This window comes from Nannocystis sp. (assembly GCF_016714285.1).
Classification (GTDB): domain Bacteria; phylum Myxococcota_A; class Polyangia; order Nannocystales; family Nannocystaceae; genus Nannocystis.
In genome coordinates, this window is the sequence record NZ_JADJNN010000008.1 from 342,895 (window position 1) to 359,436 (window position 16,542).

Below are 16,542 nucleotides of genomic sequence, written 5' to 3' on the forward strand. Positions count from 1 at the left end.
GCCACGCCCCGGCGGCGAATCGTCATTCAATCGTTCGTGGCGCGGGACGTGGATTCCTGCGCGCGCGGCGGACGCAATGCTTGCACTTGTGATACACATCGATATGGGAGTGGAACGACGGGCCAGCGATGGCCTGGCGCGGTCGGCCCCGCGACGATCGTCGGCCCGCGCCGGGCTGATGCCCGGCCACGCATGCGTGATACCCTGCCGCGACGATGCCGTTCGTGATCGGGGATCCGCCGAGCGCCCTGCGCGTGCTTCGCCTCGCGGACGCGCGGACGGCCGGCAGCGAGCTGCAGCAGCTCGGCGTGACCACGCCCGCGCCGACCCTCGCGCTGGTCGGCGGGGCGGCGAGCCTGGGCGAGGCCGCCCAGGCGGTGCTGCGGCCGCTGTTCGTCGACGGCCTGGTGCCCGCGGTCGCGGCCCTGGCGGGGATCGTGGTCGACGGCGGCACGGCGGTGGGGGTGATGCGCCTGATCGCGGAGGCGCGCGCAGCCGCCGGGGCCCAGTTCCCGCTGATCGGCGTCGCGGCGGCGGGCCGCGTCTCGCTCGGCGACGGCGACGCGGGCCACGACACGGTCGCGGCCGAGCCGCGGCACAGCCACCTGATTCTCGTCCCGGGCGATCGCTGGGGCGACGAGTCGCCGTGGCTGTCGGAGATCGTCGGGCTGCTCGCCGGGCCCGCGCCTTCGCTGACGGTGTGCGCCGGCGGCGGCGACATCACCGTCGAGGACCTCGAGAACAGCGTGGCGGCCGGGCGCGCGGTGATCTTGATCGAGGGCAGCGGCGGCACGACCGACGCGGTCGCCGCGGCCCTGACCACGCGGAGCGCGGACCCGCGGCTGCGTCGCCTGGCCCAGGCCGGCAAGTTTCGCGTCGTGCGCAGCCGCGACGGCGCGGCCGCGCTGCGGGCTGCGATCGAGGCGGAGCTCCAGCCCGGGGCGCAGGCGTGGCCCGGGCCGAAGCCGCCGGCGCCGGTGCTCGGCGAGGCGGGGCTGCTCGCCGCGATCGCGGCGCTGCAGCTGGGGGCGACGCAGGTCAATTACCTGAGCGCGCGCTGGCTCGACCAGGTGCGCTGGCTCGACGCCAAGGCGGTCCTGTGCCAGCGCCGCTACTACCGGTCGCGGCGCAGCATCCTCGTGTGCAGCGCGCTGGTGCCGGTGCTGCTGGCGGCGGCGGAGGGCTACGCGGCGCTGCAGATCGCCGCCGGCGGGCTCAGCCTGGTGGTGACGATCGCGGCGGGCTGGGAGGCGTTCTTTCGTTACGGCGATCGCTGGCGGCACTACCGGGCGATCGCGGAGCGGCTGCGGCGGGAGGGTTGGCTGTACATCGAGCGCAGCGGGCCCTACGCGGACTACCCGAGCCACGCCCGGGCCCACGCGGCCTTCGTCCTGAACGCGGAGCAGATCCTCGCCGACGACGTCGAGCAGTTCGTGTCGCGGATCGCCGCGGAGCCGCAGCGCGGGCAGAGCACGTCCGCCACACCGCCGTGAGCATGGGCCGCGCGGTCACTTCGCGTTGCAGCGGTCGACCTGCAGGGCGGGGCAGACGTGGGTCGACTGGCGGAGCAGCTGCTCGGCCAGCACGGACTCGTAGGAGTAGTAACAGCCGGCCTCGATCACGTGGCACAGGGTCTGCTCGTAGCCGTCGTGCTTGTTGGCCGAGCGGCGCAGGGCGTCGAAGAAGAGGGCCTCGCACTGGAAGAACTCGTAGGTCTGCGGGCTCTGCGAGTAGAGGGGCTTGGCGTAGTCCTGGCGGGTGAAGACGATCCGCTGGTCGTTGCGGAGGCTGCACAGCAGGTGCTCGCGCCACGGCGTGAGGTCGCCTTCCTTCTGGAGCTCAGCGTCGGCCAGCGATCGCGGCTTGTCGCAGTCGAGGTCGCCTTTATTCTGCTCGGGGGGGAGGAGCGCGGAGAGCAGCTTCTCGGCTTCGCCGCGGCGCCCGGCCTGGACCAGGCGCCACCACAGCATCATGGCGACGTAGTGGCGGTCCTCGGTCGCGGTGCCGGCGATGAAGTCGCGGGCGTGGCCCTCGAAGCCGTCGCCGAGCAGCAGGTGGGCGAAGGCCGGGTGGAGCTCCGCGCCGGGGCCCTGGCCGCGAACGACACGCAGCGGTCCGTCGGCGATCCGGGCGGCCTCGATGAGGTCGACGCGGAGCGCGAGGAAGGCGCGCAAGGTGAGGTCGTAGCTGGTCCTGTCGCTGTCAGGGCCGAGCGCGGCGCCGGCTTCGTCGTAGCAGCCGAGCATGCGCTCGGCGTCGGCGGTGAGCACCCGGCGCTGGGAGGCGCTGATCCCCGCGAGGCCAGGCGCCTTCAGCTGGGTCCGAAGGGCGCGCAGGCAGCTGCGCCGGACATCGCGGGGCTGCTGGAGGGCCCAGCTGAGCGCGAGCCGGGAGGCGCTGGGGGCCTTGTCCTTGAGCTGGGCGAGGGGGAGCGCGCAGGTCCGGGTGAAGGTCTCGAAGGCGCCGGGCTTGAGCAGGTTCTTGAGCAGGGTCTCGAGCAGCTCGGGTGGACCGCCGATCCGCTGGCGGGCGACCTCATCGGCGAGGGCCATGAGCGCCGCGTCGGGGAGGCGGTCCATCGCCAGGTCGAGCATCAGCTGGGTGCAGCTGCGACTGTCGAACTCATTGCAGATGTCCAGGGCGCGGTCGTAGGCGGTGTCCCACGCGCCGATGCTCAGGTCGTCGGGCGCGGCGGCTGCGGCGGAGCGTCCGGCGCCCGCGCTCGCGGGCCCGCGCTCGCCGTTCAGGAGGCCCCGGATCTGGGCGCGGTAGCCGGGGAACTGGTTGCTCTCGAGGGCGGCGCGCAGGAGGTTGGTGCCGAGCATCAGGCCGGTGCGGGCGTCGCGGCCCGGGTCGGCGAGCGTGCCGAGGATCGTCGCGGGTTCGCGGCCGAGGTCCAGCAGATCCTTGCAGACGCGGTCGAAGCCGTCTGGCGGGATGTGGTCCGCCAGGCGATCGAGCATCGTGCGCGAGAAGTGGCGCGAGAGATCGTCGAGCCGCTCGGGGTGCTCACCGCGGAAGCGACGCGGGTCGCCGAAGCACACGTGATCGAGGCGGGCCCGCAGCAGCTGGTCGACGGTGTCCGGGGCCGCGTAGTTGGCGATGAAGTCCGGGCGTAGGTCGCCGCGCTTCGCCGCGGCCAGGAAGATCGCCGTGGCCTCGTCAGGATCGTCGTGGACGAGGGCATCGATGCCCTGGTCGGTCCAGCTCACGGTCGGGCGCGGCCCGGCCGGGTCAGCGCGCAGGAGATCGAGGAGCCCGGTCGCGGTGCAGGCCTGTGGGTCATTGGCCGCGGCGCAGTACACGTGCCAGAAGGGCAGGCTGTGGAGCAGCCAGGGCAGCTGGTCGCGCGCCCGCTCCGGCTGCTCGCTGCGCCACCACAGCGCGCGCACGAGCGCGGGGAGGTCACGGGCCACGACCGGTTGGGCGAGCCACCGCTCGAGGCCCGGAGGATGATGGATGGCCGCGAGGAGCTCGCTCGCCGAGAGGTCGCCGAAGGGTCGCGGAGTCGGGATGCCGGCGAAGAGCATGTCGACGATCTCGTCGTGGCCGGGCGGCGGCGGGTCGTCGCAGTGATCATTCGCCGGCAGGTCGGGGTCGGGCCGGGTGGGGGTCGGCGCGTCCTCGGCGAGCCGGGCCGCGAGCTCGCTGGCCAGGAAGTCGCGCTGGCGGCCGCGGTCCACGGGTGGCACCTCGAGCGCGAGCAGCCAGTCGACCGCGGCGGGCCAGCGCTCGCCACGGAGGCCGTCGCGGGCCGCGAGGATGAAGGCCTCGCGCAGGCGACCCGCGAGCAGCTCGCGGACGTGGGGGCGACAAGCGGCGTCGTCGCGGCAGCTCGGTGACCAGCGCAGCGCGGCCTCGCTGGCCTGGCACTGCGCGCGTCGGTCGACCCGCGCGAGCATCGCCTCGACGAAGTCCGGCGTGACGTAGAGCGAGGGGTCGGCGGCGACGCGGGCGAACGCGGTGGTTGCGATCGCGGCGGCGCTCGCGGGATAGGTGGCGAGCTCGGGGTGCTGGCGTGCGAGCAGACGCCACAGCGGGGCGCTCCACGCCGCGGCGCGCCCCGGGTGACTCGCCGTGGGATCGTCGCCGGTGAGAAAGCCGGTGAGAGAACCGGTGAGAAAGCCGGACTCGCGGAGGAGCTTCCAGGGCAGCGAGGGCCGCTCGCGGTCTGGATCCGCGGTCGCTGGGGCCTCCGCCGCGGGGCGCCGCTCGCGGTCTGGATCCGCGGTCGCTGGGGCCTCCGCCGCGGGGTCGTGGAACACGGCGAGGCCCGGGCGCGGCGGGCCGGAGGGGAGGGTCAGGCGGACCGACAGCGCGCCGCCGTCGATCTCGAGCTTGAGCTCGTGGTCCGCGAGGCTCGCGTCGCGCCGGGCCAGGACGGCGAGCGGCACGGGGAGGTGGTGCTCGCGCCAGTGCTTGCCCGCCAGGTTGCGCCACAGCGCGACGATCGCCGGGGAGTCGGAGTCGTCGCCGCGGTGCACGATCGTCAGGGCGGCAGGCTTCGCGGGCGCCTGCGTCGGGTCGCAGGGGTCGCGGGGTCCGAGGACGGCGCGCCACACGAGGCCGCGGCGGAGGCCGGCGAGCAGGCCGGCGGTGGTCTGGCCGCGCAGGCGCCGGATGCTGGCGAAGCGACCGCGGCCCTCGAGCTCGAGGGCCCAGGTCCACAGGCTGCGGGTCGCGCTGTTCAGCTCATCGCAGCCGCTCGCCGAACGCACCAGCTCGAGCTGGGTCGCCTCCTCGGCGGCATCCCGGGAGATGAGCACGCTGAGCATGGCGATCGGCACGGCGATCACCGACAGGACGATCGCGGCGATCACCGCGCGGACCCGGCGGCGTTGCTTGCGGCGGGCGGCTGCGGCGACGCGGCCGAGCTCCTCCTCGACGAAGGGGCGCAGCACGCGGGTGAAGGCGTCGTGGAACAGCTCGACGACCTCGCCGCGGTCGCGGCGGTGGACGATGCGCTCGCGGTCGAGGTGGTCGAGCACTGCGTCGATGCGTGGGCGCGGGAGCCCCAGCTGGGACGCGAGGACGTCGACCGGGTAGGCCATGCGGACGCCGATCCGCGGCGCGAGCAGGCCGAGCACGCGGGCGGTGTCCTGGCGGAGCTGGCCGGTGAGCTCGCGGGTCGCGTCCGTCACGAAGGTGGCGACGATGCCGTCGCAGCCGCCGAGCTGGCGGTACAGCGCGAGGGTCAAGCGCGGCGCGGCGTCGCCGGCGACGGCGGCCCACAGGCGCCGGAGGACGATCTGCAGGAAGGGTAGGGAGATGCCCGCGGGCTGGCTCGTGTCGGTCTTCAGCCCGCTGGCGACCACGTCGCCGCGCAGGTCGAGCAGCAGCGCCTCGACCAGCCCTGGCTCGACCTCGCCGTGGAATTCAGGCAGGCGCGCGGGCTCGCGGATCGCCTCCTCGGCCTGCTTGCCGGCCAGCGGCCCCAGGCGGTAGACGGCCTGCGGGATCGTCAGGAAGTGCGGGCGCAGGGCCTCGAGGCTGGCGAGGTACTCCTCGCGCAGCGACAGCACCACGCGCACCGCTGTGTCGTTGCGCAGCAGCGACCCGAGCGCCGCGCCGAGAGCGTCGAGCTCGGCGGCGTGGCGGATGAACACCTGCTCGAACTGGTCGAGCACGAGGACCAGGCCCTGGGCGTGCGAGGCGGCGGCGAGGCGGGCGGCGGCGGGCAGGTCGCTCGCGCCGGCGCCGAGGCTCGCGACCAGCGCGGCCTGGATGCTCGCCAGCGGCGATCCGGCCCAGCTGTCGACGTAGACCGGGAGGGCCCCGAGCTCGCGCAGCGCCGGGACGATGAGGGTCCGCAGCAGCGAGCTCTTGCCGGCGCCGGAGGGCGCGACCATCACCGCCAGCGAGGTGGCGAGGATCGTGTTGCGGACCAGCTTGCCCTCGGGCTGGCGGCCGAAGAACAGGGCCCGCTCCGACTCGTCGTAGGGGCGCAGCCCGACGTAGGGGCCGGCCGGGCGCGGGCCGAGCGGGCGCGGGCCGAGCGGGCGCGGGTCGGTCACGCGGGTCTCCGGGCCCGCAGGGCGCGGACGAGGGTCGGGAGTTCGATCGAGCTCATGTCGACGTGGAACTGCTCCCACAGCCGCTGCTCGAGCGTCGAGGCGGGCTCGCGCACGGCGAGCGCACCGCTGCGGCGATCGTCGTCGCGGGCCGCTTCGCGCTGGAGTCGCGGCTCGCGGCGGAAGAACGCGTGCCCGATCAGGCGATAGTGCCAGATGTCGAGGTTGAAGCCGAGGAACAGCAGGCGCCGGGTGTACAGCTGCAGGGCGAAGGCGCTGGGGATCGTCGTGTGCTGGTGCTCGAGCTGGGCGAGGAAGGTGATGTGGTCGCTCTCGGTGATCACGACGGTGTCGAGCTCGCGGTCGCGGACGGCGGGGTGCTCGGCGAGGAAGGGCGAGCCGAGCAGCTTGTAGATGACGCAGTCGTCGTCGTCGATCTCCGCCTCGAGCTCGGAGGTCAGGCGGACGGCGGCCGCGGTCGCGGGGTCCCGGCCGCGGGGGTGATGCGCGCTGCGCAGGAGCAGCGCCTTGCCGATGTCATCGCCGGCCGAGCGGAGGATGTGGCTGACGAGCACGTAGGGGCGCCCGGCCTCGTCGAGGGCGCGCTCGAGCTCGAGGTCGTGGGTCGTGGAGATCACGAACCATGGCGGCTTCATGTCGAGGATCATGTCGAACGCCGCCGGCGGCGCGAGCTGGGCCGGTCCGCCGAGGATCTCGCGCAGCTCGACGAGGAAGGCCGGGCGGCCGCGCTCGAACTGCAGCGCCTCCGCGGCGGCGGCCATCGTCGGGTTGTGGCCGGCGCCGAGGCCGGCGCGCTCGCTGAGCTGCTTGACGATGGCGTAGTAGTTGCGCTGCGAACCGTCCCAGATGCCGTCGCCGAGGAAGGGGATGAGCTCGCCGCGCCAGAACACCGGGGCGATGCGGTCGACGAACTGTTGCTGCAGCGGGTGGAGCTTGATGTCGGCGAGCACGCTGCCGCTGCGGCGGCGCAGCTGCATCTCGCTCGGCTTGGTGTTGAAGACCAGCGGCAGGACGCCCTCGCCGAGGGCGACCTGGATCGCCTGCAGGACCTCCTCGACGGTGCTGATGCCGTCGTGGTTGCTGTCGGCGGCGTCGTTGCTGAGCGCGTGCAGCAGCAGCCCGGTCAGGGGGCTGTGCGCGTCCTGCCAGGCCTCGGGGCGCGCCGCCGGGCCCGCGCTGGTGGCCAGCAGGACCTTGCCCGGGCCGGGCCCGAGCTGGGTGCGCAGCTGGGCCTCGACCTCGGCCTTCGCGGTGTCGCCGTAGCAGGCGTCGAGGACGATGAAGAGGTGACCGACCTGGGTCTGGTCGAGGAACATCTGCTTGATCAGCGCGAGCGAGACGCCGGCCGGGAGCTCGCTGTTGCGGGCGGGGAGGAAGGGGCCGAAGCCGGTGAAGCTGACGTGGCCGGCGAAGTACAGCAGGACGAAGTCGTCGTGGCTGGCCGGCGCGAGCAGGTCGGCGATCGCCCGCATCAGCTGGCGGCCGTCGGGGTCGACGAGGCTGACGACCTCGAACTCGCACTCGGGCCACGTGAGCGCCTCGGCGAGGCGCAGGACGTTGCGCTCCGCGGCCGGCAGCGCCGGCGCGTCCGCGCCGCGGGACAGCGCGACCAGCAGGGCACGCCGGCCGCTGCGCTTCGGCGCGGACGCGGTGGTCGCGGGCGGGGCGGCGAGCCAGGCCCGGATGTCCGCGACGAGCTTGCGAAAGGCCGGGGCGCCGCGGTCACCGATCCAGTCGATGAGGTCGATGGTCTGGATCTGGTCGTAGGGCTTGGGCGGCGCGACGGGGTCGAGGCGGACCGGGACCAGGACGCCGCGTCGTCGGCCCTCGTCGGCCTCGGAGCGGATCCAGGTCCGCTGCTCGTCGATCGCGTGCCGCGACCACAGGACGACCACGCAGGCGGCCCGCTCGACCCGCGCCTGCAGCTCGCCGGCGTAGGCCGTGCCGGCGCGGAGGTCGGCGTCCCACCACACGTCGAGGCCCTCGTCGCGCAGGGCGGTGACGAGGGCGAGGGCGCGCTCGCGATCCTCGCTCGCGTGGCTGACAAAGACCTGGGACATGATCGCAGCGGAGCGCGCAGCGGCTTGTGTACCACCATCGGCCGCTGTGTTGCAGGTGATCGAGGCGGGCTTTCTCGTCGACGTCGTCGATATCGGGGCCGCGCGAGCGGCCGCGTCCGCGCTGCCCGGCGGCGCCCGGCGGTCCTACGGCGAGCTTCGCCGGCGCCGCAGGAGGGGCGTGAGGAGGAGCAGCAGGAAGGGGGCGGCGGGCGTCCCGGGAGCCACGCGGCAGCCGCTCGTGGTCTTTGCCGGTTGAGACGCCGCGGGGTCTGGCGCTTGTGTCGCTGGCGTCTGCGATGCCGGGGTTTGTGATGCCGGCGCTGGTGCTGCCGGCGGGGCCCCGGCCTGACAGCGCAGGCAGTCGTGGCTGACCACCTCGGGCGGCGTGCCCTTCGAGTAGTCGAGGCGGGAGCAGCGGTCCGCGACGCAGGTCCCGGGGCCGCCGCGGAAGTCGCAGGCGTCGCCGGCCTTGCTGGCGCCGCAGACGAGGTCCTCCGGGGGCGGCGCCTCGTCGGCGCGGGCCGATGCGGGCAGGACGAGGGCGGCGAGTACGAGGATTGGGAGCGGGAGGCGGGTCGGCATGTCTGTGGATATCTCCGGGGCTGGGTCGATTAGCGAGGTGGTGCTCATGCGGAGTCGGCGTGGAGCAGGGCCCGGAGGCAGGGGATGACGCCGCGAAGTTGGGGCTCACTCGCGCGGCTCGTCGTCGGTCGGAGCGGACCAGTATCCACGCATCAGCTCGGTCATCCACGCGGGCTGGCGCAGCGGGCCGCGGGGCGCGAATTCCTGCACCCACGGCTTGAGGTCGAGGACGGGTGTGCCGTCGACGGCGTCGAGGCCGGCGAGCTCGAGCGTGAGGCCGGTGACGCGCTCGATGCGACAGACGCTGAGGCCGAGTTGGTTCGGGCGATTCTTGCCGCGCTGGGCGAAGATGCCGACCGCGGGCCAGTCGCTGTTGTTGCGCGGGTGCCGGGCGCCGGTCTCGATGCGGGTCGGGTCGACCTGGTCCATGTGGAAGATGACCTCGACGTGCGAGAAGCTGTCGAGGCCGGCGAGGGCGTCGGGGCTGAAGCGGGCCGGGTCGAGCTCGATGCGGGCCACCACGGCGTCCCAGTCGTCATCGAGGAGGGGGCGCCGGGTCGAGCGGACGAAGCCGATCGGCTGCAGGATGATCGCGGTCACGCGGCGCCTCCCCAATGGCGCAGCCGAAAAGGGTGGCGCGGCCGAGAAGGGTGGCGCGGCCGAGAAGGGTGGCGCGGCCGAGAAGGGTGGCGCGGCCGAGAAGGGTGGCGCGGCCGTGGAGAATCTGCGGAGATCCGGGCCGACATCACGGCGAGGGTGACGCGCGGGCGCGGGGTCTGTCAAGCGGGCCACGCCGCCGCGGGCTGTCACCCGTGTTCGCGCCGTCGTGGGCCCGATTTATCGACTCGCTTTGTCCGGACTTGCTTTGTCTGGACTCGCTTTGTCCGGACTTGCTTTGTCTGGACTCGCTTTGTCCGGACTCGATTTGTTCGCACTCGCTTGGGGGGCCGCCGCGAGCGATCGCGCGTGCGGCCGCGGTCCGTCGGCGCGCGATCATGGATCACGAGGCGGCCGTTCTTTGCCGGTACACTCGCGGCGCGTGGCACCTCGATGGCTCGGGTCGGTGGCGGTGATGGGGCTTGTCGTCGCCTGTCCTTCGGGACAGGCGACACGGCCGCCAGACACGACGGCCGCGCCGCCGAGCGAGCCCGTTGGCGCCGCCGCGCCGCCGGCGGTGGATCGCTGTCCGCCGGGGAGCACAGCGGAGGGCTGCCCGCCGCTCGACACCGACGGCGACGGGATCGTCGACGGCGACGACAAGTGCCCGGACAACCCCGAGACCCGGAACGGCTATGAGGACGCGGACGGCTGCCCGGACGAGATCCCGGTGGCGGTCACGCGGTACAAGGGGACGATCCCGAAGGTACGCTTCGAACGCGACTCGGCGGCGATCAGCGAGTCGCAGGCGCTGCTGGACGCGGCCGTGGCCGTGTTGCTGGACTACCCGGCCATGCAGGTCGAGATCTCCGGGCACACGGCCGCGGGGGAGCGGCCGGAGCTGTCGCTGCGCCGCGCCGAGGCGGTGCGCGACTACCTGGTCGCGCACGGCGTCGCGGGCGAGCGCCTGCGGGTCCGCGGCGCCGCGGAGGAGGAGCCGATCGGTGACCTGGCGACCGCCGCTGGCAAGGCCAAGAACCGACGCGTCGAGTTCACGATCCTGGAGTCCGAATGAGCGGATTGCGGATCGCAATGGAGGCGGCTGGCGATCGTGCGTGAATGTGCGGAGCTGGAGATCGGGCTGTCGCGGCGCGACGCGGGGTCGTACGCGGTCGAGCTGCGCTTCACGCAGCCGGGCAGCGACGCCGATGTGCGGGTCGGCGAGGGCGAGGGGCTGGCCTGCGCGCTGGATCTGGCGGGCCTCAAGGAGCTGCTGGCGCAGCCGGAGGCGTACGGGCGGGCGCTCGGGGCGGGCCTGTTCGCGGCGCCGAAGGTGGCCGAGACGCTGGCCCGCGCCCAGGCGGCGGCCGCCAGTCAGGACCTGCCGCTGCGCGTGCGCCTGGCGATCGCGGTCGACGTGGCCGAGCTGCACGGGCTGCGCTGGGAGCTGCTGCGGACGCCGGACGGGACCCTGGTCAGCGCGGGCGAGCGGATCTTGTTCTCGCGTTACCTTGCGAGCGTCGACTGGCAGACGGTCAAGCTGCGGCCGCAGGCGTCGCTGCGGGCGCTGATCGTGATCGCTGCGCCGGCCGGGTTGGCGGCGTACGGGCTGGCGGAGCTCGACGTCGCGGCCGAGCTGGCGCGCGCGCAGGCGGTGCTGGCGGGGATCGAGACGGTGGCGCTGGCGGGGCCGGGTCAGGCGACCGCGACGGCGATCATCGACGCGCTGCGCAGCGGCTTCGACGTGCTGTACGTGGTGGCGCACGGGTCGTGGCAGCGCGGTGAGGCGTTCGTGTGGCTCGAGGACGCGGCCGGCGCGGTGGCCCGGATCGCCGGGGCCACGCTGATCGCCCGGGTCGCCGAGCTGCAGCAGCGGCCGCGGCTGTGCGTGCTGGCCTCGTGCGAGAGCGCGGGCGCGGGCGCGGGGGAGGACCCCGCGGTGCTGGCCGCGCTCGGGCCGGGGCTGGCGCGCGCCGGGGTGGCGGCGGTGGTGGCGATGCAGGGCCCGCTGAGCGTGGCGACGGCGGCGGTGTTGCTGCCGCGGCTGTTCGCGGAGTTGTTGCAGGACGGGCAGGTCGATCGGGCGCTGGCGGTCGCTCGCGCGGCGGTCCGTGAGCGGAGCGACTGGTGGATGCCGGTGCTGTTCATGCGCCTGCGCTCGGGACGGATCTGGTACACGCCGGGCTTCGGCGGCGAGGGCGGGCAGTTCGAGAAGTGGCCGGCGCTGCTCCGCAGCATCGCCCAGGGGCGCTGTACGCCGGTGCTCGGGCCGGCCCTCGGCGACGCGCTGCACGGGTCGTCGCGCGAGCTGGCCCACCGCTGGGCCGACGAGTACGGCTACCCGATGGCGCCGGGCGGGCGCGAGGATCTGCCGCACGTGGCGCAATACCTGGCGGTCCACCAGGACGAGCGGTTTCCGATGGACAAGCTCGAGGGGTCGCTGCGCGACGCGGTGGTGTCACGATTCCCGCAGGTGCTCACGGGGGGCGCGGGCGAGGGCACGCTCGACGAGGTGCTGGCGCGGGTGGCCGACTGGCGGCTGGCGCAGGGGAGCTTCGATCCGTACCAGGTGCTCGCGCGGCTGCCGTGTCCGCTGTATGTGACGACGGCGAGCGACGGGCTGCTGGCGCATCACCTGCGTCTGGCGGGTCGTTCACCGCAGGTCGCGCTGTGCCCGTGGAACCCCGACGTGGTGGCCGACGCGGCCGTCGCCGAGGCGGCGAGCGTGGAGCGGCCCGCGATATATCACCTGTTCGGGCATATCTCGGCCCCGAACTCGCTGGTGATCACGGAGAACGATATCTTCGACTTCTTGATCAGCGTGAGCGCGGATCGCGAGGTGATCCCGCCGCGGGTGCGGGCGGCGCTGGTCGACTCGTCGCTGCTGATCCTCGGGTTTCCGATCGACGATTGGAAGTTTCGCGTGTTCTTTCGCAGCCTGATGAACCGGGCCGGCGGGGGCCGGCGCAAGCGCTACACGCACGTGGCGGCGCAGATCGATCCGGAGGAGGCGCAGACGATCGACCCGGCGCGCACGCGGCGTTACCTCGAGGAGTACTTCGAGGGCTCGGACATCACGATCTATTGGGGCAGCGCGGAGGACTTCCTGCGCGAGCTCGCCGGGCGGCTGCCGGGGGGGAGGCCGGGCGCTTGACCGCGACGTCGCCAGCAGGCTCGCCGGCAAACCCGTACGTCGGTCCGCGGGCGCTGCGGAGCGGGGAGGCGCTGTTCGGCCGCGACCGCGAGGTGGCGCGGCTGTTCGACCTGATGCTGGCGGAGCGCATCGTGCTGCTGTATTCGCCGTCGGGCGCGGGCAAGAGCTCGCTGCTGCAGGCGGGGCTGGTCCCGCGACTGCACGCCGAGGGCTTCACGGTCCGGCCGGTCGTGCGGGTCGGGATGGCGCCGCCGAGCGACGCGCCGGCGGGGGTCAATCGTTATGTGCTGAGCACCTTGATGAGCCTGGAGGAGGATGTCCCGAGGGACAGGCAGCTCGACCTCGCCGCGTTGGCAGGGTGCACGCTCGCGGCGTACCTCGCGCGGGGGTCCGAGGCGGACGCCGACGAGGTGCTGTTGATCGATCAATTCGAGGAGCTGCTGACGGTCGACCCGACGGCGGTGGCGGCGAAGCGGGTGTTCTTCGCCCAGCTCGGCGAGGCGCTGCGGGACACCCGGTTGTGGGTGGTGGTGGCGATGCGCGAGGACTTCATCGCCGGGCTCGACCCGTACCGGGCGGCGGTGCCGAAGAAGCTGCACACGACCTTTCGCCTCGAGCTGCTCGGGCGCGAGGCGGCGCTGCTGGCCGTGCGGGGGCCGGCTGCAGCGGCAGGGGTGACCTTCGAGCTCGCGGCGGCGGAGCGGCTGGTCGACGACCTGCGACAGGTGCGGGTGCCGATCGTCGACGGCGGCGTCGAGCTGCGACCGGGGCCGCACGTCGAGCCGGTGCAACTGCAGGTGGTTTGTCGCGGGCTGTGGGCGGCGTTGCCGGCGGACGATCGCAGCATCGGGCTCGCCGACCTGGCCGAGCTCGGCGACGTCGACCAGGCGCTGGCCCGCTACTACGACGCGCAGGTCCTGGCGGCCGCGCGCGCGAGCGGGGCGCCCGAGCGGGCCCTGCGGCTGTGGCTCGAGCGCGAGCTGGTGACGGTCCAGGGGCTGCGCACGCAGGTGCTGCGCACGCCGGGGGCGACGCAGGGGCTCGGCGACGCGGCCCTGACGGCGCTGATCGACTCGCTCGTGCTGCGCAGCGAGACGCGCCGCGGGATGATGTGGGTCGAGCTGGCGCACGACCGCATCGTCGCGCCGCTGCTGGCGAGCAACGCGGCGTGGATGGCGAAGAACCTCGCGCCGACCTCGCGGCAGGCGGCGCTGTGGGACAGCCGCGGGCGGCCGGAGTCGCTGCTGCTGGCGACGGCGGCGGAGGCCGAGGCGCTGCTCGCGGCGGCGGGGGAGTGGACGGCGACCGAGCAGCTGTTCCTCGAGCAGAGCCGGATCGTCCGCCGGCGCGAGGCGGCGACGCGGCGATATCAGCGGACGATCCGCGTGCTCGCGGCGGTGGTCGGGCTGCTGGTCGTGGCCGGGCTGTCGGTCGGGATCGTGCTGATCCGGCGGGCCGCGGCGGCGGCGCTGGAGAAGTCGGAGCAGGAGGCGAGGGCCAGCGCCGAGGCGGCCGCGCGCGCGCAGGCCGAGCAGCGCGCGGCGGAGCAGGCGTTGATCCGTCAGCTCATCGCCCAGGTCGCGCTGTACCGCGAGCAGCAGCCCGAGCTCGCGGCGCTGCTGGCCGTCGCGGCCTCGACGCGGCTCGCGGACCCGTGGCAGCGCAAGGCGGCGCTGCTCAACGCCGCGGTGACGCAGCCGCAGCTGCGGTCGCGGCTGGCCTCAAGGCCAGGTGACGATGGGGCGGGCCCGGCGGCGTTCGTGCAGATCGCGGCGGCGGGCGGGCAGCTGTACGCGCTCGATCGCCGCGGGCAGGTGCTGCGCCTCGGGCTCGAGGATCGCGGGCAGGCCTCGCTGCTGCCGGCGGGGACGCGGGCCGGGGACTTCGCGGCGGACCCGGTGCGCGAGCGCGTGGCGATCGTCGCGGGTCAGGCGATTGAACTGTGGGAGGTCGGGGCGACGACGCCGACGGCGAGCTTCGTGCTGCCCGCGGATCCGGCGGGGCTGGGCGACGCGCCGCGGCCGGACGCGCGGGTGTGGCTCGAGGGGCTCGGCTTCTCGGCGGACGGTCGCACGCTCGCGGTCGTGCGCCGTCGCAGCGACGGGCCGAGCCGCGGCTTCGTGATCGACGTCGAGGCGCGATCGATCCGGCCGCTCACGGGCAAGTTGCCGGTGTCGGCGCTGGCACTGGCGCCCGACGGCGCGCTGGCGGTCGCGGGGCTGCTCGCGGTGGACGGGTCGATCGTCGTGTTCTCGGGGCCGACGCTGGCGCGCGGTGTGCTGACGCCGGGTCACGCGGATGTCGGGCGGGTGTACCTCGCCCGCTTCGATCCGCATCGGCCGCGGCTGCTGACCGCGGGCGAGGGCGGGGCGGCGACGCTGTGGACGGTCGAGGGCGGGACGCTGAGCGCACCGCGGCCGCTCCCGCTGGGCGGCGGCAACGTCCGGGACGCGCTGTTCCTCGCGGACGGCAAGCTGGTGATCGCCACGGAGACGCGGATCTCGGTGTGGAGCGGCGAGCCAGAGACGCCGTGGGGGAGCCCGATCACGCCGCCGACGCGGGCGACGGCCACGCTCGCGGCGGTCGGCGCGGACGGGCTGCAAGTCGCGGTGGTGTCGCTGGCCGACGCGCCGATCCACGTGTTCGACCCGCGGCGGCTGGCGCCGTGGCAGCTGGCGGCGCCGCGGGTGCCGATGACCGAGGGCGGCGACGCGGCGTTTCAAGGCGTGGCCCCGCGGGTGGCGATCGACCGGGCAGGTGCGCGGGTCGCCGCGACGAGCTTCGACCGGCGCGAGGGCGGCCGGGTGACCGTGCTCGACGTGGCCAGCGGGAGCTCCGTCGTCACGGCGGCGGGGCAGGGCGAGCAGTTCATGGCCCTGGCCTTCGCCGACGCCGGCAAGCTGGTGGCGATCGATGCGGCCGGGGCGGTGACGGCGTGGACGGTCGCGGGCGGCGCGGCGCAGACGCTGTGGAAGCTGCCGCAGCGGCCGCTGCGGGTCGCGCTGGCGGTCGATCCAGCGGGCCTCGCGGTGGCGGCGGGCGTGGCGTTCGGGGCGACGAGCGTGACGCTGATGGCAGAGCAAGCGGTGGGGACGGAGCCCTCGCCGCGCACGCGCACGATCGCGGCCGGGGTGCCGATCACGGCGCTGGCCCTCGATCACGCGGCGGAGCGCCTCGCGGTGGCGACCTGCAGCGAGCGGATCGGCCTGGCGACGTGCGCACGCGGCGAGGTCCGGGTGTACGCGGTCGCCAGCGGGGCCGAGGTCGCGGGTCCGCTGGCGGTCGATGGCGTGCACGGGCTGGTGTTCGCGGCCGACGGTCGACGCCTCGCCGGGCTCGTGCCCGGCGCGCCGCCGGTGGTGTGGGAGCTCGCCGACGGCGAGCGCCTCGCGTTGACGGTGCGCCGCTCGCTCGGCGAGTTCATCGCGGCCGACTTCTCCGCGGACGGCGACGTGCTGCTCGCCAGCGCCGAGGCCGACAACGCAGCGGTGGCGCTGACGCTGTGGGATCTGCGCTCCGGCGAGGAGCTGGCGCCGCCGCTGGTCGCCCACAACCCCGCGGTCGGCAGCTTCGATCCGGGGGCGCAGCGGTCCGTGCTGCTGGCGCCGCACAGCGGGCTGGTGGTCAGCAGCAGCTTCGACGGGGTGCTGCTGTGGGATATCGCCGACGCGACGCTGACGAGCCGCGCGTGCACGCTGGCGGGGCGCGAGCTGACGAGCGCGGAGTGGACGAGGTTCCTCGGCCGCGGCGAGCCGCAGCAGGCGCAATGCGGCGCGCCGCTATCCGAACATCGACGCCGCGATGCTCCCGATCGGCGCCTATGACCCGGCCTGGTTCATGAGCAAGCAGCACATGAACCCCGAGGAGGCGGTGCAAGCCTTCGCGGACCTCGGCGCGCGCCGCTTCCTGGCGATGCACTGGGGCACCTTCAAGCTGACCGACGAGCCGCTCGACGAGCCGCCCAGGCGCCTGGACGCGGAGTGGCTGCGGCGCGGCTGGCCGCGGGAGCCGCTGCATGTGCTCGCGGTCGGCGCGAGCCTCACCGTCCGCAGCGGGTGAGCGGCAGGCGGGCACGGCTCCGCACGGGCGCTCGGGCTCGGCACGCGCGCGCTGAAGC

Annotated in this window: 8 protein-coding genes and 1 pseudogene; 5 read left to right on the top strand and 4 right to left on the bottom strand. The window is 74.3% G+C overall.

Going from position 1 to position 16,542, the window contains the following annotated elements; genetic code table 11:
- Positions 1–215: 215 nt before the first annotated feature.
- Positions 216–1,493 (top strand): DUF4231 domain-containing protein, encoded by a 1,278-nt coding sequence (locus IPJ59_RS16520; protein WP_293252413.1) that lies wholly within the window; start codon positions 216–218, stop codon positions 1,491–1,493.
- Between the two features lie 15 nt (positions 1,494–1,508).
- On the opposite strand, the gene IPJ59_RS16525 is transcribed toward IPJ59_RS16520, so the two are convergent.
- The 4 genes from IPJ59_RS16525 to IPJ59_RS16540 form a co-directional block, all read right to left on the bottom strand.
- Positions 1,509–6,014 (bottom strand): nSTAND1 domain-containing NTPase, encoded by a 4,506-nt coding sequence (locus tag IPJ59_RS16525; RefSeq protein ID WP_293272432.1) that lies wholly within the window; start codon positions 6,012–6,014, stop codon positions 1,509–1,511.
- Entirely contained in the window at positions 6,011–8,092 is a 2,082-nt protein-coding gene (locus tag IPJ59_RS16530; RefSeq protein WP_293272433.1) for a TIR domain-containing protein, read from the bottom strand. The genes IPJ59_RS16525 and IPJ59_RS16530 overlap by 4 nt, the downstream gene beginning before the upstream one ends.
- 144 nt (positions 8,093–8,236) lie before the next feature.
- Positions 8,237–8,674 (bottom strand): MYXO-CTERM sorting domain-containing protein, encoded by a 438-nt coding sequence (locus IPJ59_RS16535; RefSeq protein WP_293252419.1) that lies wholly within the window; start codon positions 8,672–8,674, stop codon positions 8,237–8,239.
- A 105-nt stretch (positions 8,675–8,779) separates the two neighbouring features.
- Positions 8,780–9,274, bottom strand: a complete 495-nt coding sequence (locus tag IPJ59_RS16540) for an SAM-dependent methyltransferase (RefSeq protein WP_293252421.1) — start codon at positions 9,272–9,274, stop codon at positions 8,780–8,782.
- Between the two features lie 439 nt (positions 9,275–9,713).
- On the opposite strand from IPJ59_RS16540, the gene IPJ59_RS16545 reads away from it, so the two are divergent.
- The 4 genes and pseudogenes from IPJ59_RS16545 to IPJ59_RS16560 form a co-directional block, all read left to right on the top strand.
- The gene (locus IPJ59_RS16545) at positions 9,714–10,346 is read left to right on the top strand and encodes an OmpA family protein (protein WP_293252423.1); all 633 of its coding nucleotides are present in this window, start codon (positions 9,714–9,716) and stop codon (positions 10,344–10,346) included.
- A 36-nt stretch (positions 10,347–10,382) separates the two neighbouring features.
- A complete protein-coding gene (locus IPJ59_RS16550; RefSeq protein WP_293252425.1) occupies positions 10,383–12,425 on the top strand; it encodes a CHAT domain-containing protein in 2,043 nt (680 codons plus the stop codon).
- Positions 12,422–16,249, top strand: a complete 3,828-nt coding sequence (locus tag IPJ59_RS16555; protein ID WP_293272434.1) for an nSTAND1 domain-containing NTPase — start codon at positions 12,422–12,424, stop codon at positions 16,247–16,249. Before IPJ59_RS16550 ends, IPJ59_RS16555 begins: the two co-directional genes overlap by 4 nt.
- Positions 16,200–16,484: pseudogene (locus IPJ59_RS16560) on the top strand (MBL fold metallo-hydrolase); the annotation flags it as partial. The gene IPJ59_RS16555 and the pseudogene IPJ59_RS16560, both read left to right, overlap by 50 nt.
- Positions 16,485–16,542 lie beyond the last annotated feature (58 nt).